Consider the following 19,941-nt stretch of genomic DNA (forward strand, 5'->3'; position numbering starts at 1 on the left):
CATCACCTCCAGGACCGAATATGTCCGATTATCCTTTCAGGGAGCCGATCAGAATGCCTTGTACAAAATACTTCTGCACAAACGGATAAATGGCGAGCACGGGTACCGTTGCGACGACGATAAGCGAGAATTTCAATAAGTCTCGGAGACCCTGCATCGCGGACATTTTATTGGCGTCCACCATCATACTGGAGTCGATGGAATTTAGGATTAGAATATTGCGCAGCACGATTTGAAGCGGAAACAGCTCCTGCGACTTCAGGAATATAAGCGCTTCGAAGTAGGCATTCCAATGTCCGACCGCATACATGAGCACAAGTACGGCCAAGATTGGCTTTGAGAGCGGCAATACGACCCGCAATAAGAAGCCTAAATCAGAGCACCCATCGAGCTCTGCAGCTTCGCCAAGCTCCTTCGGAATACTGGACTGGAAGAAGGTTCGGGCAATAATAACCTGCCAGACCGCCATCGCGCCCGGTAGGAGCATGGCCCACCTGGTGTCCAGAATGCCGATATTTTTCACCGTCAAGTAATACGGAATCAGACCGCCGTTGAACATCATCGTGATCACTAAGATCACCATGATGGCATGCCGACCATAGAACGTCGATTTGGAGAGCGGATATGCCAGCATAACGGTCAAGGTGACGTTAATTAAAACCCCGAATCCCGTGTAGAAGAGCGAATTTCCGTACCCCGTCATGATCATCGGATTGGAGAAGATCGCCTTGTATCCGGCTAAGCTGAAGTCCACCGGAAACAACCACACTCTCCCGCTGATTACCGCCTGTGGCGAACTGAAGGACGAGCTTACGATATACAAGAGCGGATATAGAACAGCCAGCAGGATGATCCCCAAGAAGGCATAAACCAGCGTCAGAAACAGCTTGTCTCCGAACGATTCCCGAATTGCGTTTGAACGCGCCACCTGCGAACCCCTCCTACCATAAGCTGCTGTCTGAAAGGCGTCTTGCGAAATAGTTGACGCTTAACAGCAGAATGAGATTGATGACCGAATTGAATAAATCGACGGCAGCCGAGAAGCTGAAGTTCGCGCCAAGCAGCCCGATCTTATACACGTAAGTCGATATAACCTCCGAGGTGCTCGTATTGAGCGGGTTTTGCATGAGGTAGATTTTTTCAAAGCCCACGTTCATGATCTGCCCGACATTCAGGATGAGTAATATGATTGCCGCAGGCATAATGCCCGGGATATCGATATGCCATACCTTCTGGATACGCGATGCCCCGTCCACTCGGGCCGCTTCATACAAGTCGGTATTGATTCCGGCTAAAGCCGCCAGGTAAATAACCGCGCCGTATCCAATGCCCTGCCACACGTTCGACCATACGAAGATGCTGCTGAAGTAGCTTGGAATCCCCATGAAATTCACGGCTTCCATGCCAAACACGCTTAAGATATGATCGATAAAACCGAGCCTTGGCGACAGGAACAGAATGATCATGGATACCATGACGATCGTCGAGATGAAATACGGCGCGAACGTCACCATTTGCACGATTCGTTTGAAGCGCATGCTTCGCACCTCATTCAGCGCAAGGGCCAGAATAATCGGTGCGGGAAACCCGACGAGCAGCGAGTAAAGACTGATTACAAGCGTGTTCTTAATGAGCAGCCAGAAGTTCGGCGATTTGAAGAAGGTGTTAAAATTCGTTAAGCCGACCCATTCGCTGCCGAGAAAGCCTCGTACCGGACTGAAATCCCGAAAGGCGATTTGAGCTCCGTACATGGGGATATATTTGAAAATAAACAAATACGCCAGCGGAAGCAGTACAAGCAGATAGAGCTGCCAATGCCGCTTCACGCGTTTGCCCCGATCCCTCAGCAGGAGCGAGGTGCCGCTGACACGAACTTCCGATTTCTCCCTTTCGATGACTCCTGTAGATGAAGGCATGTTGTCCCATCACATCCCCTATTGAAGTGTTGGCCTTGATTGCTCTCAACGATAAGGGACGCAGGATACAGGCCGCAACAACCACTAATCCACCTGATGTTCAATTTTCCAAAGCCGCGCCGTTATTGGCTTTGCGTCATGGACCGCTCAACTTTCCGCAAGCGCTCAACTTTCCGATTTCAGCTTGTGAACGACAATAGAGGCCGCCCATGAGCAATGCTTCTGCTCGAGGACTGCCTCTATGATTTACATCGCATGGCGCTTACGGAAATCAACCGGCGATATGCCTTCCACTTTACGAAAAACGCGCCGGAACGTCGCCGCATTCAAGTAGCCGACATGCTCGCCGACTTCCTGGATGGAATCTCGCTCCTCAAGCAGCCGCTTCTTCGCTTCGGCGATACGCAGCTGGGACAAGTAATCCAGGAAGTTCTCGCCGAACTCTTCTTTAAAGAGCTGGCTGATGTATTTGGCACTGATGCCGAATTTATCTCCGAGATATTCGAGCGACAGATCCGGATTCGCGTAATGTTGTCCAATATAGCCTCGAATGTTCTGCAGCAGCTGATGATGCAGACGACTGCTGTACATTCGCCCCATTTTGTCGGCAAAGGACTGCAGGACCACACTGAACAGGCTTTGCAGCTCATCGAGCGTTTCGAAATCGTCAATGATTTGGCGCAAGTCTACCGCAGCCTCGGACATCCATACCTCATAATAATCCTTGGAAGCTTGTGAGAGCTGCAGATCCATATGGGCGACAAAATAACGGCACAGCTCGTCGATCTCGCTCTTGGGCAGGCAGCAGCTTCGCATACCGCTGAACATGGCATCGAAGCTCTCTCTCCAGTTCTCTTCATGAAGGCGAAATTGCTGAATCAACCGATGGATCGCCTGCAGATGTTTGTTGGTTGCTTTCGCCGAAGCGCCCTGCTGCGACTCGCCGTAATGGATGACCCGGTTGTGGCCAAGCGCCGCTTTGAACGTCAGCGCCTCCAAGGCTTGTTTGTTGGAAGCTCCCGCTCCTTCGGCAGCCGCCTCCCCAAGTCCGATGGTCACCGAGAAGGCCAGATGCTGATGAATCCACGCGGTAATGTGCTCGCAGATCGAATCTGCCTTTTCGGTCGAGGTGTCCGGCATGAATAGAATGCCTGTCATTTGCAGCTGGGTGGTCCACTCCAGCCAGATCGGAATATCGTGCTGCGTGAACAATTCATGGGCCGCGCTGCTGATGACGAATTTGAATAGGGATTGGTCGCGGCTTTTATACTGATTGAACACTTGCTCCGGATGATCGATCTCAATGACGAATACCCGCTGCTTATCATGCTGCGGAAGTGCCGACAGGTCACCGGCTGCCGCCTGAGCGCCGCTCTCAAACTGCAGCAGCTCCCTGAAGATCGCATTCTGCTTCCGGGCAGCCGATGCTTCGGCTTCTTTGCGAAACAGCTTCGTCTGCTCGGCAAAGTTGTTGATCGCCGTCTCGATGAACGTAAACTCATCCACCGCGAGCCTTCCCAGCGTCGGCTTCCCCGATCCGAATTGATCTTGGATGCGGAAGACGAGTTCTTCGATCGGCTTATAGTTTTTGCGCGTAATGTACACAATCGAAACGCCGCCCGCCAGAAAAATAATCAATCCCAGCACGAGCCAGATGCTGGAGAGGTTCGATATCACGGACACCATTTTCCCGTTCACAATGCCGCTCTCCACCGTCCAGCCGGAATACGGCGATGCCAGGCTTGCGAGCACCTTCCCGGTTTCGGACGCCTCCCCCTGATTGAACAGCGACTTGCCTTCGCGATCGTATAACTGGACGAACGCTTGCTGCGGATCGTACATCTCCTTGATGATATTCCGAAGGGATGACGCCCTGACATTCACGACAACGAGCCCGTCAGCGCCGGGTCCGACGGAAACCTTATGTACGAGGCTGATGACATTCTTGGGTTTCTGGGCAACCAGCTCGCGATAGGGGCGAATCGCGCTCCACGATGAGGAATTACTCTCCTTGCTGTACCGCTGGCTGCGAATAAAGGCGTTGTCTTCAAAGTCGTTCAACTTGGTCGTCGTCCCGCTGAAGACAATGCCATCCTTATAGCGGACCAAATAATAGGAGTCGATGATCGACATTTCCTGCTGTAATTGCAGCATCCGATTCACAACCTGATAGTTCAGAAATACGTTGTCGCTGCCCTTCTCGAGGAAGAAATCATTCAGAAGCTTGCTGGATACCAGCTCGCGTATCATCATCGTGTCCAGCGTTTTCAAGCTGACATCGACGGTTTGGAGCAGCTGCCCCGCGAACACTTTACTGGATTCTTTGGTATTCCGGTTGTTTTGCTCGACGAGCGTCTGGAAGAATACGAAGAAGAGGAAGGAGAACATGATGAAGAATATGGGGAGGTAGGACCAGATCATCTTTCGCAGCCATATACGGGTCAAATTACCACCATTCCTTTATAAGGAAGTTTGCACGCATTCATAGGCAATCCCACGATGTAAACGCATTCACGCATTCCTTCTCATTATACCCTTAGGCGTATTCATCGTCTATGTTGGGCTTGGAAGGTCAATAACTTTTTTTCCAAATTATTGATGATGCTCCTGTTCAGACATTCTGATCTGCATGATCCCCATCAAATAACGAAGTCCCGATGATCCGTTAAGGACCATCAGGACTTTGAATGTTCGCCGCATTGGCGGCTTTATTAGAGAGGGCTATTTCGTTTTGCGTTTGAACTTCTCCAGCATGGCCTCTCTGCGAGAACGCCGATTGTCCAAAATCTCTTCTTGCGTTCGGTCTTTGACGGGAACGGGCTTCGGACGAAACGGAACAATCTTCTTCTTACTCATACTATTCACCCTTCTTGAGAGAATAGTAGTCAGTGTTCCCCTGAATTCAATCTATTAAACAGAAAAAGCCTCTTGGTTTCTACCAAAAGGCTTCACTATTATCGCGTTAATTGATATAGACGTTCGATGGTTTGCTCTGTCGTGGAAGTTAGTTGACCAATCCGCTTCAGCAGCTGCTCACGCTGTTCTCGGCGTTTCTGAATAATCGATTGTTGCGAAACATCCTTCACCACTCGAATCGTACTGGCAAATTCAGCCACATTATTGTGCTCCGGCATCCAAGTCAACCTCCTTCTGAGAAAGCATTCGTTTCTGGATCGTAAGACAGAAGGCGTGGATAACTCTGCGAATCTGTCTTGACTCTATGATATCATTATCCAAAATCAGAGACAAGGCACGCTCATCGTCATCATCGAAGTGAAAACACCACACCCACGTCTCCTCCTCCAGCATGTCCATGCGAAAGGCAACAACATGTCTTCCCGGATACGGATTATTGGAGTAGGCTTGTCCCATCATATCCTTAGCCGCGGCTACAGCTGCAAAATCTTGATCGCTTTCCAAATCAAGATCCCTTTTCTTCCCCGTGGTTCCCTTGTCCATCATTAGTTTGAGGGTATTTCCCTCCTGCCGGTATAAAGAGAAGCCGGATATGAAATCCAGATCGGTAAAGGCTAGCGCGTCATTCACGTATCGATATTGATTCTCCGTGATTGCCTTTAGAACCTTGGTTAACGTGTAGACCGCGCTGTCCGACTCTACCAATTCATCCTTCAGCGTAGCGATTGCCGCTTCCTGCTCGGTAATGGTACTCTTCAGCTCAGCAATGCTGGTTTGCATAAAATCATGCTGACTTTGCGAGTAGGCCACAACGTAAGCGACGCTTGAGGGATCTTGGTCATGCTGGCTGAATACGGCATTAACGAGATTATATAAGCCTTCGAAAGTAAAGTCGTCCTTCTTCACAAAGGGAGCCCATACCTGTTCGTACTCGCGCGGACGTTTAGCCTTGAAGGCTTCCACATGAAACTCAGGCTGTCCGATTGCGGCCATTTTATGGATATAGGCTTGGACGAGCAAATAATAGATGATGATCATTAGCGCCAAAGCTGCCAAAATACCGATCCAGAGCGGCCACTGCGCGTAGTTCCCCGCTGTAACTCCCGCTGCAATAGGCCCGATTATGGGCAGCGTCGTCCAGGAGATCCCTTTGAGCAGCTTAGCCTGCTTGAAATAGCCGCTAACCGTTTTCACCGGCCCCTTCCAAGCCTTGCCGCGCCATCGTTCCCCATTTTGATTACGCATTGTTTTGATGATCGGGTCTATGTCGCCCTTGATCCCGCTCAGGTAGCTATGATAATTGGTCTGAATCGATTTGATTACCATTCCTGATTAGTCACCTCAATTCATGATACAACAACCATGCGGACAAAGCCTAGATTTACTTGATAAATTTTCAAACAGGCATTGGTAGCTCACGCTAACGAATCGTACTGGCCTTATTTGCTGCCAAACTGCCGCTTTTCGCTCCAACTGCTCCAAATAGCGCTCCCACTATTCGCAAGAGCTGACGGCATGCAAAAAATAATGAAACTTTCTTCATAAAAAAATGTAAATTACTACTAAATGTGATATCATATAAATATCAACATACTATCTAAGAAAGCATGAGGTGTCCCCCGATGATCGAAAGGAAAGCTTGGTACGTAAATGGGTTTGTTGCACTGCTGATCCTTGCCGTACTGCTGGCAGGCATCGTTGTTTGTTTAGTCATGGGAGTAGGTGAATCACCTAACTGGATTCTTATCTCCTGTTCTGTGGTACTCACGCTGCTATTTCTCATTGGATTGAGTTCCCTGGTTATCGTGCAGCCCAATCAAGGCAAAGTCATTACCTTCTTCGGAAAATATGTCGGCACCGTGCTGGACAGCGGTTTTTGGATGGTTATGCCCTTCGCCGCCCAACGAACCGTATCGCTGAAGGTACGCAATTTCAACAGCCAACAGCTCAAAGTAAACGACGCGGAAGGAAATCCGGTGGAAATCGCGGCTGTTGTCGTCTTTAAGGTCGTCGATACGGCTAAAGCTTCCTTTGAAGTTGACCAGTATGAGAAGTTCGTAGAGATTCAGAGTGAAACGGCTGTCCGGCATATCGCCGCCCAATATCCGTACGATAACTTCGCGGATACCGATAAGCACTCCTTGCGCGGTAACGCGGATGAGGTCGCAAATGAATTGATGGCCGATTTGCAGAACCGTTTGGCCATTGCCGGAGTTCAAATTTTGGAAACCCGTCTTACCCACTTAGCCTACGCCCAAGAAATCGCCAGCGCCATGCTGCAGCGTCAGCAAGCATCCGCGATTGTAGCCGCTCGTCATCTCATCGTGGAAGGCGCCGTCGGCATGGTCGACATGGCTTTGCGCCGCTTGGAGGAGAAAGGCATCACCCTTGACAGCGAGCGCCGTGCCGCGATGACAAACAATCTTATGGTGGCGATCGTATCCGATAAAGGCGCGACCCCGGTCATTAACGCGGGCACGCTGTATACGTAAGGTGTGATGACTTATCTCAACCGATAAGAAAGCTTTTCTGCTTCGACTCGATCCCGTCATCTACCGCGCGCTTGAGCAATGGGCCAACGATGAATTCCGCAGCGTTAACGGGCATCTCGAATTTGTCATTCGCGAGGCGTTAAAGCAGGCGAATCGCTTGCCCGGTCAACCGAAACCGATTCCGCCGGATGAAACGGAGTAGCGAACCTGCCAAACAACCGCATCCAATGGATGCGGTTGTCGTACGGAATCATGTACATTTTCTGCAGTGACGAAGACATGCCGAGACCCGATCATATATGATCGGGTCTTTCTGTATCCCATCCGTCTCCCTAAGTTATAGAATAATTAGTTAATCAATCGCGACTTGCAGGAATCGTCCCATGGGGAATGTGCAGGAGTTCTTCGCAGATTGTCCAAAGCTTCTCAGCCGACGCCGGATCAATGGCCCATGGACGGACTCCGCGATGAAGTTGGCTGTCTGCGGATACAATCTCTGCGATATCGCCATCTTCGCAATAGACGCCGCCTTTATCATTCAGCATCGGACTGACTGCGCACCAAATGGCTGTGGCGGCGCCTTGCTCGGCGGTTTTGAAGCCTCCGGAGGATGTATAAGTGCCGTCTTCGTTCCGTCTCACACCCCAAGCAGCCAACTCCTCATTGCTCATGATGACGTGATAGTCCCTACCTCTCCGGCTGTTCAGGCACGCTTACGCTTTCTTCAGCGTCCTGCGGCGCTTCCACAACGCCGCGCAGAGCGCCAAGAGCAGCGATAGACCGGCAAGTCCGCCCAGCTTGACCATGGTTTGCGACGGCACAGCCGACCATCGACGCGCAGCAGCTTTGCCGTGGTTCCAGATAAATGAAGAAGCGGCTTTCGTAAACACGACGTCCTTTGTCTCTCCCGCTATCTGAATATGAGCCATGTTGAGATGGTGGACAAAGCCTTCCTTTTGAAAGAATGCGTACTCGATATCGAGATTCTCGACCGGCTCCGCGAACGTAAACAGCAAATCGGCTCGCACCATGGGCAGCTTGCCCTTCTCCGTCAGTCGAATCTCCCCAATTACGGGTTCCGCCGAAGCTCCGCCGCTTGATAGCTGCAAACCGGTTCCCATGAACGCCTTCAATGCTTCCGTCTGGGTTTTGACTTCCGCTTCGTCCACGTAACCGTCCGAATTGAGATCCAAATCAACGAATTCCATAAGCTGATAAGGATCCATATACAACGCGTACTCGACCGTATCGCCTTCGACTGCAACGTCCGAATAACCGACCGGCTCGAAATGCGCCGATGCTGCGATCGGCCAAGCGGCAAGCAAAGCGGCCCCAAGCAGGAGGCCTGCCATGTATCTCTTGATCTTCATTACGTTCATAGACTCTCCCCGCCGATTAAAGAAATTGCTGCGTCATGCGCTCGACAAACCAATACAACCCGAAGCATGCCACTACCGCGGATCCCCCGGATACGAGAATTCGCTCGTCCAGTTTCGTCTGCTTAAACGCCCAGATCAACGGCAGCACGGCAGCCAGAACCATGATTTGACCAACCTCGACGCCGAGATTGAATGAAAAGAGCGGCACCACGAATTCGTCCGACAGCTTCCCGCGCAAAATCTCCGAGAAACCGAAGCCGTGAATCAATCCGAAGAAGAGCGTTACGATCCAGCGGTGGTTCAATTTTTTGAGGAACAGGTTCTCAATGGTGATGTACACAATCGACAGCGCTATGAGCGGCTCGATGATCGACGGCGACAGACTGACGAGCTCCAGCGAGGACAAAGCGAGCGTCACGCAGTGCCCCACCGTAAAGGCAGTGAGCACCTTCAAAATATCGAGCTTCGACATTCTCGCGATAATCAGTCCGCACAGAAACAGCAGGTGATCGTACCCCGATAAAATATGTTCGATGCCCATGGACAAGTATTGCAAAAAATTCCCCACTATAACAAGCTCCTTCCGGCTAAGAAACAGCCGGGAATACGGAGTATTCCGTATTCCCGGACCGATGAATGCTATTATTTGATCACTTGCAGGGCGGACATGATGACCTTGACGGCCTCAGCCCGCGTCGAGATCGCATCCGGCACGAAATTACCGTCGCCGCGACCTTCGATGATGCCTTGCTGCTTTAACTGCTCCGCCAGGCTGCGCGCCCAAGTCGGAATCGAAGCGGCATCGGCGAATGTCGACGTCGTGCCGTCAGCAACCAGCCCCATCGCTCTCGCGAGCAAAGCGATCATCTCAGCCCGGCTCAGCGGCTGGTTAGGACGGAACGTATTGTCGTTGTAGCCGGTTACGACACCGGCTTTAATCGCCTTGCCTACCGTGTCTGTCATCCAACCCGGGGCATTCGCCAAATCCTTGAACGGCAGCGCCGCGCCGGCATCCCCATAGCCCATCGCCCTGACGAGGACGGCCAGGAACTCGACTCGCGTAATCGCTTGGTTTGGCTTAAAGGAGCCGTCCGGGAAACCATTGATCAGACCGCTGTCGACAGCTTGTTGAATGAAACCCTTCGCCCAGCTTTCCTTAACGTCGCCGAAGATCTGGTCGACCGGCTTCGAAGGGGTAGGATCGCTTGTCACCGGCGGTTCCACAGGCGGATTGGCCGGCTCTTCCGGCTTGCTCGGCTGCTGCGGAGTTGTCGGTGACGTTGGTTCGCTTGGATGCCCCGGGCCAGGCGGTTTGATGGACACTGTAACGGTCGCCTTCGTGGATGTTCCCTTACCGTCACTGACTTGATACGTGAATGTATCCGTCGATTCCGTCTGAACGTCAGCCGAAGGGGTATAGACCGCTTTGCCGACCGCTGGATCCGCGATGACGGCGTTGCCTTTGGTTCCGTTATCAACGATTGCGTAAGTCAACGGATCTCCGTCCGCGTCCGTACCCTTCAGCGTCACGTCGATGGCGACGCCTGTCGTCGTATTGACTGCGATGTTCTCCGCGACCGGCAGATGGTTACCCGGCTTGATCGTGATGGTCACCGTAGCCGTGTTCGAGTCCATGTGACCATCGTTAACTTTAAACGTGAAATGGTCCGTTCCCGATACGCCGGCTTGCGGTGTATATGTGAAGCTTCCCGTCGCCGGGTCGACAATAGCCGCAGAACCCTTTTCGCCATTCGTGACGATGGTATATGTCAGCGTGTCGCCTTCGTCCGGATCAGCCGCGGACAGCGTGACGTCCGTAAGCGCTGCGTCCTGGTTCGTCTCGAAGCTGCCATCCTCCGCCACAGGCGCGGTATTCGTAGGCGCTTCTTCGTTAATCGTAATCGTCACCGTCGTCTCAGCCGACGTCAGTTTTCCGTCGCTTGCCGTGAACGTGAAGCTGTCCGTTCCCGGCTGCGCGCCTTCGTTAGTCACATACGTGAATGTGCCATTCGCCGGGTCCGTTACGGTTGCGACGCCTTTCGTCCCTTGGGTCGCAATTTGGTACGTCAACTGGTCGCCATTCGCGTCAGCAGCGGAAAGCACGCCGTCCACCGGATGACCGACAGTCGTCGTATACGAGCCCACCTGGCCGACCGGCGCTTGATTCGCCTCGACGGTAACCGTCGTATGGATCTCCAGGTTGCCGAAGGAAACGGTCACGACCGCTTGTCCCGGCTTAACAGCCGTCAGTTTGCCATTATTGTCGACCGAGGCCGTACTCGGGTCACTGCTTTCGAACACCAGCTTGCCTGTTGCGGACAACGCCAGCGTCGTCTTGTCGATGTAAGTGCCGTTCACATTAAGAACGGCCGTTTGGCTCTCCAGCAGCTTCGGATTCGGCTGCTCGAAGCTCATGCTTTGCGGTACGTTCACGCCATCCGTCACCCAGATCGGGTTCGAGAACGCGAATTTGCCGCCGGTGCCTTCGAGTTCCATCCGGTAGAAGTCACCGGGCACAGCGTTATCCTGCACCGTTTGCGTCCAGCTCGTACCGGTCAGTGACTTGAACTCTTGCACTACCGTTCCGTTCTTGATTAGACGTGCGGCAGTTAACCCGCCCGGTGCGGATCCGCTGAGCGTAATCGTCGCCTCGCCTCCGGCTGGGTCAACGGTGACGTCGGAACCGATCGGTTTGTCATTAACGGTGATGGCAAGGTCGATGTCTCCGTTCGTTCCATACAGCATGCCGGAACGAATCGCTTTGTAGACGTCTTCTTTGGACAGCTTGTCCATGTACGCTTTGATATGCGGATCGCCGACCTTGCCCGGGTTATGGGCATCGGAGTTGGCAAGCCCGATGATATGCCTGCCTTGCTTGTTCAATTCATCCCACTTGGCGAACGCCTGGGCGTTAACCGTATGCTTCGGCGGATAGAAGCCGTTCCAGACCTCGATGCCGTTGTAATTTTTGACGCTCCAGTCTTCCCATTCCAGGCCCGGATAGTACGGATGGGCAATGAAATGCATCCCTTGGCCGTCGTTGTTTGCGCGTGTCTCATTAATATAATCCTGCGTCGGCTGCGCCCAGTTAATGAGGCTCGAGATATCGTACGCGAGCGAGTGCCCGGTGCCCGTCGTCACTTCCTCGCCGAGCAGCTCAACGAAGTCGGGACGGTTCTCCTTCAGAACATCGTCCTTCTGCTTAATGGAGTTATGATCCGTTGCCGTCAGGAAGTCCAATCCTTTGTTGCGCGCGACCGTTGCGTTGTCATTGATTGAACCGCTGCCGTCGCTGTATCGGCTGTGCGTGTGGTTGTCGCCGGCATACCAGCCGGGACCATTCACGAAGACCTGCTCGGTCTTGACGGTATACGCCGCGCCGTCCTTGTCGATGTCGACCTCCAGGTTGCCGTGCCCACCGCTGCTTGCGCTCAGGTTCCACGATACGGACTGAGCGCCATGCGCCGGGATGTCCGGGATCGGCTGCGCCAGCACGTCCGTAGTCGTGAGGTTCGCCGGCAGCTTCAGGTTAACGGCAAGGCCGGACACCGGTTGCTCCGATTCGTTCGTCACCGTCAGCGTCGCTGTGAACGTATCGCCCGTCTCCAGATTGTTCTTATCTGTCGCAAGGTCCATGCGAATGCCCGTCTGCTCGCTGATCAGATCGTCGTAGACGTTGTTCATCGCTGTGCTCTTGTCCACGAGCCCTTCCGTGCCTACCGCTACGAGATGGCGAAGCATGCGGAACTCACCGCCGGCCGGAACCGTGATTTGCTTCTCGCTTATGACGTAGGTGTTGTTACCGAAGACTGTGAAGCCGCTGAAGCTGCTGTCATAAATAATGCCGTATTCCTGTCCGGACGTGCCGTATTGGGCGAACCAAGGAGAGGACGGCGTATAGGTGTCCAGCGTAGGCAATTGACCAACGCCCGGCACATACGAGATCGTGCCCGGTCCATCATGATCGAGCGCATCGCCGGCAAAAGCCGTCAGGTCCGTACCGGTCGTGTTCTTGAACACGGTCTCGGCATCGATCCATTGTTTGCCCGCTTTGACGGAATAGGTCGTCTCCACCTCAATGCCCGGCACCTCGGAGTACGTGCCCTTCACCTTGACGGACGCTTCATCCGGCGTGACGCTGCCCACGTCCACGCTCGTCGACGTGACCGTCTCGACGTCCCACGGGTTAGTAGTCGGCATGGCGCCCTTCCGCAGGTACGGCAGGTTTATCCAGTCCAGATCATCCTCCATGCCCTGCACGGTAAAATCCAATGGACGGCCGACCGAGTTTTTCAACTGCGAGTCGACGGTCGTCTTCGCAATCGCCATGGCAACCTTCGAGTTCTGCAGGACGATGTCATCCATGGAACCTTCAGACATCGGCCCGAGAAGGTGAACACCGGTTCCCGCGCTGACGGAAATTGGCTTCATCGCATAGTCCATCGGATATTGTATCGTCGAATCGGACGTGATTTCCACAGAGCTGGACTTCGCTTCGTAGCCCGGTCTTGAGGCCGTCAGCGTATACGTATTAGCCGGTAGATATAATTCATACTTACCCGCGGAATCCGTTGTCACGGTACCGGCCACTTGCGCGTTGATGTTCTTAGCGACAAGCGTCACGCCTTTAATGCCGTTGCCCGTCGTCGTGTCCGTCATCGTGCCGCTGACCTTGCTGTAGTCGGGCACGGCGGGATCAAGCACGGATAGCTCTTTAGCGTACGCGGAGAAATTATCGTACGCGTTGCCGCGCTCGGATGGAATTTCCGTCATGTGATACCACGTGATCTGCTTGCTCTCACCGGCTTTCATACTGGCGTCAAACCAGGCACCGAAATAGATATCGTTGCCGTGAATCCCTGTCGGCTGGTTGTCCAGCCATGCGATAGCATGGGCCGGCTCGCCCGAGGAGGTATCTGTACCGTCATAAATATAGTTTTCGCTCCAACCGGAGGTCCGCAGGCCCGGATACCAGCCAATCCCCGGCGCATAGGAAACCTGTGCACCCGGCACGTCGGGATCAAGCGAATAAAGGAAATAACCCGCGAAATCCTTCGTGTCCGTGTTGTTCAGCGTCAGCGTCATTTTCATTACCGGTGCGTTCGGGAGCATTTCGTATTTCACTGCGCTTTTGATTTTCGCATTACTATCCCACTGTCCCGACGCTACGATAGAGTCGCCGTCAACCGAGATATTGCTTAAATCCAGCTGCAAGCCCGTTTGGGCATACTTGTTGTTCATCGTCGGACTGAGAACGAGCTCCGCCCAGTCGAGCGTTTCTTTCATGTTGGCTTTCGGATCCTTGGAAACGAAATCGACGGGCCAGCCTTTCTTGAAAGAGCCTTGCGCATTGTTATTCCCGACTTTGTTGGAAATGACCGCGATAGCTTCGTCGTTCTGGACGTAGTAATACTTGTCACCGGCATTTACGTCCTTGCCGGTCGTCCCGTTCTCGTACGTAAAAGCCGGCGCTTCGGTCGATGTACCGGCGTTTCCTTCCAATGCGGCAAACGATTTGCCGTATGGCAGCATGCCAAAAAGTAGTGTTGCAGCAATTCCAGTATTAAGCCATTTCTTCCACATGAGATTGAATAAACTTCCTTCCCGGGTTTTGTCTTCTCTTCCTATCTCGCTTTATTCATCCTTATGTCTCTCTTGATCTTGTTTTCAACGGATAAAGCAAGATTCATATTACTCGCGGTCTGTTAGACCGATGTTCGCAATACATGAAGTAATTGTTGCGGAAATGAAAGGAATCTATTGGTTAATTAATTCCATAACGACGTAGAACCCACTAAGGGAGTGGATTACGAGGATAGTCGACCATGAAATGGAAGTATGGATATTTAGTAAATAAAAGGCCGTCCCCCGGTTGAATCCCGGGGGACGGCCTATTTCTTCGCACGAAAAACGATGCATTCCTTACTTCATCATTGCTAATCCGATCACCCTAGCTCATTGGTTAGAGGCTTGGTTACTCTCGGTTTGCGGACCATAATAATAGGGATTTGCAGTAGCCGGCAGAGGACGATCCACCACATAAGTAGGATCTTTCTTCTGTTTCAAGAGTGCTGCAACGACCTCTTTAAGAGCCGCCCAAAGACTGGGGCTTGGAGCCGGGTAGTCGAACTTTAGTTCTTCGTGCAAGGCGGGCAGTGCATGATAGGGAACCATAGGGAACATGTGATGCTCAATGTGATAGTTCATGTTCCAGTAGAGGAAACGGAAGAAGGGATTGATATAGATCGTACGGGTATTCAAGCGATGATCGAGCACATCCTCGCGCAAGCCCAGATGCTGCGCCACACCGACTAACAACAGCAAGAGGGGTCCATAGAAGGTTGGAAGTCCGATAAACATAAGCGGCAAGATGCTTCCGATTAGCACCGACCAAATAATGAAGCCAAGCAAAATCAGCGTCCATATCCGCGAAATCCAAACGGCTTTCCTCAATTCGGAGACCGGAACATAATCTTTCTCCGTGGCAGTAAGCCTTCCGAAGCAATGGGTAATCACGCTTGCGAGATCTCTTTTACCGCCATAGATATGGATGATTTCTCCGAAAAGAATGCGCCATACCGGTGGTCTGGTCATTGCGATCTCCGGATCGCGACCGACGATGTACGTATCCGTATGGTGTCTCACATGGCTCCAGCGCCAAGGCGTCGGCGGTCTTAAATCCATGAAGGACGCGATTTGATACAGCACATCATTCATCCATGGCGTCTTGAACGCCGTGCCATGACCGCATTCATGCCACCGCGAATCGGCCATTGAAGCATAGCTGATGCCGTAAATGGCAAACGCCGGTATTGCCCACCAGGTTCCCCATAAATAATAAGCCAGCAGCCCGGTGCCGATCAGCCACGCAAACATGATAATCGTATCGCGAATAGCAGGCCCATCCTTGCGCTTCATAAGCTCTTTCAGGCGCTGACGCGGAATTGGGCTGCTATACCAATCAGCGGTTGCCAGCCCTTTTTCCTGTGCCAGCTTGTTCTCCGGTCCAGTCAGACTGTAATCCCTCATGCTCGCCGCCATGGTGTTGACCTCCTCGTTAAGATTAATGATAGCGCTTACTTAAATCATAACGATAGAAGGCCGAACTGTCGTTGAATTAACCGGACATCGGTTTGCACTATACGGACATTTAACGGTTAATGAAAGGGGTTTCGGATAGCTGCGATCTGCGGAATTTACCGGGCGGAACACCAACCTTACTAGTGAATACTCTCGTAAAATAGTGAATCGACTCAAACCCTGTTTCCACGGCGATTCGGCTGATTGTCCAATCCGTCTCAAGCAGCAATTCGATCGCCTTCTGCACTCTTCGTTCCTGCACATAATGCGAGAAGGTTTGACCCACTTTCTCAGCGAACAGCCGCGATAAGTGGCGTTCCGTAATATGCAAATAACCGGATAATTGCTGCAGATTCAACGATAGCGTCAGGTTATCTTCGATAAATAATTTGGCTCGCTGCAAATAAGCGGGCACCTGCTGCTTGTCGGGAAGATCCTCATACTCCGTCGACTCAGAAAACTCTGAATAGAAGGAAATCAATAATGCGCATGCAAAGCAGCGAACCGCTTCCTTGACCATGTAATGATCTTGCTTGCACAAGGCTAATAGGGTCCGCCAGGTTTGAGCCGTTATCGAATCCTCTGCTTGCGCGACGACGATTCTATTATTGTGAAGGAGCTGCAAATAACGATCGACTGCTTCTCTCTTAGAACGGGCTTCATCAATTTCGTAAGCCACATAGAGTAAAGCCAGCCCCGTCCGGCTTTTAATTTGATGCCACATGCCGGGCCTCGAGAAGAACATCGTTCCTTGAAGCAACGGATATTCACGATCGGATTCATAGTAATAGCCTTCGCCTTCCGTGACATAACAAACTTCAAAGTACGAATGGCGATGGAGTGGGTTGTCATAATGCTCCGGCATCGCGCCCCAATAATACACGTTAAAAGCAAGCTCCTCGCCGATTAATTCAACCGCAGATTCGTTTAATAATCGGGTCAGTTTCTTGAAGTCCGATTTATTCGCCATATCGGAATCCCCTCCCAATTCTTATTAAAACACGCTAAAGGAATAGAAGCTACAATTAGCTTGAACGCGGCATATAGCAGAGATAACGCTTCATATCTCCTAGATCCGCGTTGAGCGCATGCTTTGCCGCTTGCCAACTCTAACGGTTGTGACAGCGGTTATTTGGCATAAATAAACTCTATTTATAGGCTAATGGTTGCCAGCGAGCTTATTTGAACGATTTCCGCCTCGAATCGACCCCTTTGCTGCAAATAACCTCAGTTTCAACCGTTAGAATTTCAAAAAAGGCTTATTTTCATCAAATAGCCACGCTGACAACCGTTAAAGTTTTGTTCATGATGCATAGACCAAAAATAGGCTGCCCCGGACTCTCTCGGGCAGCCTGAGCGCCCATGGAGCATGGGCGCTGTCGTTGTCTTAGCAGCTACGGCTTGGCTTACTTGAAGCGGTAGCCCTGCCCTTCGATAAAACCGTGCAAATGATGGCGCAGCCGGTCTTTGCGGAACCGCGATGCCATCTCTTTGGACCAGTGCGTATCCTTGCTGCCGCCGGCACGGGATGCGTAATACGCCAGCCCCACGAAGAGAAGCAGGAGCGCTGGAATACGCCGAGACGCGGCAGCGTCGCCCTATTCCTGAAGCCTTCCGTGGCGAGACACGCGCAGTAGACCATGTGGTCAGCGCCACCGGTTACCGCATCAATTTGGATCACGTGCCATTCCTAGCGCCCGAGCTTTCCGGAGACGTCCTCCGGGAACCCGCTCCCTTCCATGGCTTTCCTCTCTTAAGCGAGCACTTTGAAAGCAGCATACCCGGACTCTATTTTGCCGGACCGCTGGCCAGCCGCACCCATGGCCCTGCCTTCGGCTTCATCGCCGGCTTTAACCAGACATGCCGTTCCATAATCCCGCATAGCGTCGGCATGAGAAACGGCAGCCCCCTATAAGGTGCTGCCGCGACTGCTGCACGTAATCTCTCTGCTTATTTCCTGCCGGTCGCTATAATAAGGGCATCGGATTGACTTGGAAGCATACCGATCCGCGTTTTGCCTTCCGCAACCGTAACATCCGGGACATGTACATAGCGATCCTCGAGCGTAATTACAGTAACTTCATAGGCGGTAAAATCCGCATCCAGTACAATATGGTTACTATAAGGCAAATAAATGACGATTTTCTCAAGGGAAGGCAATGCCGCTACACGGATGCTGGAATACGGTGTGAGCAGCAGCTCTTGCTGCGGTTCGATCCCGTGCAATCGATACTGTTCGAATAACCACTTGGCGTATCCGACATCCCATGCGCCCTGCAGACGCAACGCTGTCTGCCTGTCGAACGGGATTTTGGACCAACTCTCGCTTGTAAAATCCGATCCTTCCTTATGCCACGACCAGACCCCATGCGCACCATAGGTGAAGCCTGCGTTAGCCCCGGAAAGCACGCTGGACCAAAAGGCATTGCGCAGATCGAAGGCGCCAAACCTTCCGTACCGGTCACCGTGTCCATGACCTTCATAACAAGGCTCAGCGTTGATAATTGGGCGTACGATTGCCTTGCTTCGGAAGCTCTTAGCCAGTTCGTAGGTTCCAAACTGCTCCTCAAGCCTGTGCCCGGATTGATAGATATATAGATCGAGCAATTCGGATTGCATGAACAGCTCCGGAAGCTCGTGGAAATTCCCTACAGGATGCAGTGCTGTAAGCGCCTCTGGCTGCAGCTCCTTCAGCTTCTTCATGGCGATGTAGAAGTAAGCATTCACTTCCTCGTTCTCGAACGCCGTATCGCCGCTTACATAATACATGGGGTGATAGGCGGCAAACCGATTCACGGCATAAGCGGTATACAGTTCCACTGCATCCTTCGGCATCGTAAATTCCGGCACTCGCTTATTCGCCCAAGTTCCGGGAACATAGTTGTTCCAAAGCAAAGCCAGTGCCGGTACAAAGCCCATCTCATAAGCCATCCGCACCATCGCCTCAGCTTTATCGAAGAAAGCATCGTTGATGCGATAGAAATCCCAATTCCCCTCCTCATTCAGCTCATAAGGATAGAGACCCGTATAGGTATTGCTGGCATCATGAAGCACCGGAAGAATACTGATTTGCAGCGTATTGAAGTTTTGCGATTTCCGATAGCGAAGGTATTGCGCCCATTCCTCGATGCTCGCATTGGAGAACACGCTCCATACCGTATCTGCCAGCATGAAAAATGGTTTGCCTCCGCGCGAAAGCATTCGTTTATTGTCCGTGATCTGAACCGCCGACATTTCCTGCACCTCCTCTATTCGTTGTATCAACGCGTCTTACCCCTTTACGCTGCCAAGCCGGATACCGCTGACAAAATATTTCTGCAGGAACGGATAGACCAGAAGTATAGGAATAGCCGCTACGATCATCTGCGCGCCTTTGACGGAACGGTCATTTAGCTTCGCCAGCCGTTCGGCTTCAGTAGCTGTCATCGTCTGGAAATTGAACTCTACGACGATCGTCTGCAGATAACTTTGAAGGGGGTAGTTCTCCGCGCTGCGCATAAAGATCAAGCCGTCAAACCAGGCATTCCAATGGCCGACCAAGCAAAATAGCGTGATGGTTGCAATCGCAGGCATCGAAATCGGCACATAAATTTGCCAGAGCGTACGCCAGTGGCTGGCACCGTCAATATTAGCCGCATCCTCCAGCTCTTCCGGCACCTCTCGGAAAAAATTGAGCATGAGTATAATATTGAAAACCGTAACGGCGCCGGGCAAAATCAGCGCCCAGATCGTATCCATGATGCCAAGCTCCTTAATCAGGATGTAGTTTGGAATGAGTCCGCCGTTAAAGAGCATCGTGAAAAAGAAAATCCATACATAAGTTGAACGCATGCGAAAGGATTCGATTTTTTTGGATAACGGATAAGCAATCAGAATGACAAGGATAACGTTGATGAAAGTGCCGATTGTTGCCCTTTGGATCGTGATGCCGAAAGCTCTCCAGAATGCCTGTCGATCGAGCACATAATGATACGGCTCCAATGTAAATCGTACCGGCCAAAGATGGACAAGTCCGCCGGCAACCGCAGAATTATCGCTCAAGGACAGCGCGACAATATGGACGAAGGGGATGATGCACAACAGAGCTACTAGAGCAAGAAAGGCGTAATTGAAAATGCTGAACAGCTTCTGGCCTTTTGTTTGTCGGTTAAGCACGAT

The 19,941-nt window shown here is 52.0% G+C and carries 17 protein-coding genes; 1 reads left to right on the top strand and 16 read right to left on the bottom strand.

Annotation, left to right across the window (positions count from 1 at the left end; genetic code table 11):
- Positions 1–28 precede the first annotated feature (28 nt).
- From I8J30_RS07320 to I8J30_RS07340, 6 genes are all read right to left on the bottom strand, one after another.
- A complete protein-coding gene (locus tag I8J30_RS07320; protein WP_210656772.1) occupies positions 29–928 on the bottom strand; it encodes a carbohydrate ABC transporter permease in 900 nt (299 codons plus the stop codon).
- 13 nt (positions 929–941) lie between these two features.
- Positions 942–1,916: an ABC transporter permease gene (locus tag I8J30_RS07325; protein WP_091221731.1), complete on the bottom strand. Its 975-nt coding sequence runs from the start codon at positions 1,914–1,916 to the stop codon at positions 942–944.
- Between the two features lie 246 nt (positions 1,917–2,162).
- The gene (locus I8J30_RS07330; RefSeq protein ID WP_210656774.1) at positions 2,163–4,361 is read right to left on the bottom strand and encodes a helix-turn-helix domain-containing protein; all 2,199 of its coding nucleotides are present in this window, start codon (positions 4,359–4,361) and stop codon (positions 2,163–2,165) included.
- A gap of 276 nt (positions 4,362–4,637) precedes the next feature.
- Entirely contained in the window at positions 4,638–4,772 is a 135-nt protein-coding gene (locus tag I8J30_RS33575; protein WP_276316092.1) for a hypothetical protein, read from the bottom strand.
- A 98-nt stretch (positions 4,773–4,870) separates the two neighbouring features.
- Positions 4,871–5,050, bottom strand: a complete 180-nt coding sequence (locus I8J30_RS07335; protein WP_210656776.1) for a hypothetical protein — start codon at positions 5,048–5,050, stop codon at positions 4,871–4,873.
- Entirely contained in the window at positions 5,034–6,158 is a 1,125-nt protein-coding gene (locus I8J30_RS07340) for a hypothetical protein (RefSeq protein WP_210656778.1), read from the bottom strand. The genes I8J30_RS07335 and I8J30_RS07340 overlap by 17 nt, the downstream gene beginning before the upstream one ends.
- Before the next feature lie 296 nt (positions 6,159–6,454).
- Here I8J30_RS07340 and I8J30_RS07345 point away from each other — a divergent pair, with 296 nt between their 5' ends.
- Positions 6,455–7,324 carry an SPFH domain-containing protein gene (locus tag I8J30_RS07345; protein ID WP_210656780.1) on the top strand — a complete coding sequence of 290 codons (870 nt, stop codon included), beginning with the start codon at positions 6,455–6,457 and terminating at the stop codon, positions 7,322–7,324.
- A 125-nt stretch (positions 7,325–7,449) separates the two neighbouring features.
- On the opposite strand, the gene I8J30_RS07350 is transcribed toward I8J30_RS07345, so the two are convergent.
- The 10 genes from I8J30_RS07350 to I8J30_RS07395 form a co-directional block, all read right to left on the bottom strand.
- Positions 7,450–7,605, bottom strand: coding sequence for a hypothetical protein (locus tag I8J30_RS07350; protein WP_210656782.1), 156 nt, complete (start codon positions 7,603–7,605; stop codon positions 7,450–7,452).
- Positions 7,606–7,680: 75 nt separating this feature from the next.
- Positions 7,681–7,995, bottom strand: coding sequence for an SDR family NAD(P)-dependent oxidoreductase (locus tag I8J30_RS07355; RefSeq protein WP_210656784.1), 315 nt, complete (start codon positions 7,993–7,995; stop codon positions 7,681–7,683).
- Positions 7,996–8,037: 42 nt separating this feature from the next.
- Positions 8,038–8,694 (bottom strand): hypothetical protein, encoded by a 657-nt coding sequence (locus I8J30_RS07360; protein WP_210656786.1) that lies wholly within the window; start codon positions 8,692–8,694, stop codon positions 8,038–8,040.
- A gap of 25 nt (positions 8,695–8,719) precedes the next feature.
- Positions 8,720–9,271: a HupE/UreJ family protein gene (locus I8J30_RS07365; RefSeq protein WP_210656787.1), complete on the bottom strand. Its 552-nt coding sequence runs from the start codon at positions 9,269–9,271 to the stop codon at positions 8,720–8,722.
- A 74-nt stretch (positions 9,272–9,345) separates the two neighbouring features.
- Positions 9,346–14,286 (bottom strand): CehA/McbA family metallohydrolase, encoded by a 4,941-nt coding sequence (locus I8J30_RS07370; protein ID WP_210656789.1) that lies wholly within the window; start codon positions 14,284–14,286, stop codon positions 9,346–9,348.
- A gap of 372 nt (positions 14,287–14,658) precedes the next feature.
- A complete protein-coding gene (locus I8J30_RS07375) occupies positions 14,659–15,744 on the bottom strand; it encodes a fatty acid desaturase family protein (protein WP_210656791.1) in 1,086 nt (361 codons plus the stop codon).
- Positions 15,745–15,853: 109 nt separating this feature from the next.
- On the bottom strand, positions 15,854–16,753 hold the full coding sequence (locus I8J30_RS07380) for an AraC family transcriptional regulator (protein WP_210656794.1): 900 nt from the start codon (positions 16,751–16,753) through the stop codon (positions 15,854–15,856).
- A gap of 436 nt (positions 16,754–17,189) precedes the next feature.
- The gene (locus I8J30_RS07385; RefSeq protein WP_210656796.1) at positions 17,190–17,333 is read right to left on the bottom strand and encodes a hypothetical protein; all 144 of its coding nucleotides are present in this window, start codon (positions 17,331–17,333) and stop codon (positions 17,190–17,192) included.
- Between the two features lie 400 nt (positions 17,334–17,733).
- Entirely contained in the window at positions 17,734–19,017 is a 1,284-nt protein-coding gene (locus I8J30_RS07390) for a glycoside hydrolase family 140 protein (protein ID WP_210656798.1), read from the bottom strand.
- A gap of 36 nt (positions 19,018–19,053) precedes the next feature.
- The gene (locus tag I8J30_RS07395; RefSeq protein ID WP_210656800.1) at positions 19,054–19,938 is read right to left on the bottom strand and encodes a carbohydrate ABC transporter permease; all 885 of its coding nucleotides are present in this window, start codon (positions 19,936–19,938) and stop codon (positions 19,054–19,056) included.
- Positions 19,939–19,941 lie beyond the last annotated feature (3 nt).

Origin of the sequence: Paenibacillus lignilyticus (assembly GCF_017942085.1) — a bacterium.
GTDB lineage: Bacteria > Bacillota > Bacilli > Paenibacillales > Paenibacillaceae > Paenibacillus_Z > Paenibacillus_Z lignilyticus.

What these genes read in the sequence shown, in the direction of transcription:
- I8J30_RS33575 (WP_276316092.1), bottom strand. Translation starts at nt 4,772, where the DNA reads ATGAGTAAGAAGAAGATTGTTCCGTTTCGTCCGAAGCCCGTTCCCGTC.
- I8J30_RS07380 (WP_210656794.1), bottom strand. Translation starts at nt 16,753, where the DNA reads ATGGCGAATAAATCGGACTTCAAGAAACTGACCCGATTATTAAACGAA.
- I8J30_RS07345 (WP_210656780.1), top strand. Translation starts at nt 6,455, where the DNA reads ATGATCGAAAGGAAAGCTTGGTACGTAAATGGGTTTGTTGCACTGCTG.
- I8J30_RS07350 (WP_210656782.1), bottom strand. Translation starts at nt 7,605, where the DNA reads ATGTCTTCGTCACTGCAGAAAATGTACATGATTCCGTACGACAACCGC.
- I8J30_RS07340 (WP_210656778.1), bottom strand. Translation starts at nt 6,158, where the DNA reads ATGGTAATCAAATCGATTCAGACCAATTATCATAGCTACCTGAGCGGG.
- I8J30_RS07355 (WP_210656784.1), bottom strand. Translation starts at nt 7,995, where the DNA reads ATGAGCAATGAGGAGTTGGCTGCTTGGGGTGTGAGACGGAACGAAGAC.
- I8J30_RS07370 (WP_210656789.1), bottom strand. Translation starts at nt 14,286, where the DNA reads ATGTGGAAGAAATGGCTTAATACTGGAATTGCTGCAACACTACTTTTT.
- I8J30_RS07325 (WP_091221731.1), bottom strand. Translation starts at nt 1,916, where the DNA reads ATGCCTTCATCTACAGGAGTCATCGAAAGGGAGAAATCGGAAGTTCGT.
- I8J30_RS07390 (WP_210656798.1), bottom strand. Translation starts at nt 19,017, where the DNA reads ATGTCGGCGGTTCAGATCACGGACAATAAACGAATGCTTTCGCGCGGA.
- I8J30_RS07360 (WP_210656786.1), bottom strand. Translation starts at nt 8,694, where the DNA reads ATGAAGATCAAGAGATACATGGCAGGCCTCCTGCTTGGGGCCGCTTTG.
- I8J30_RS07375 (WP_210656791.1), bottom strand. Translation starts at nt 15,744, where the DNA reads ATGGCGGCGAGCATGAGGGATTACAGTCTGACTGGACCGGAGAACAAG.
- I8J30_RS07335 (WP_210656776.1), bottom strand. Translation starts at nt 5,050, where the DNA reads ATGCCGGAGCACAATAATGTGGCTGAATTTGCCAGTACGATTCGAGTG.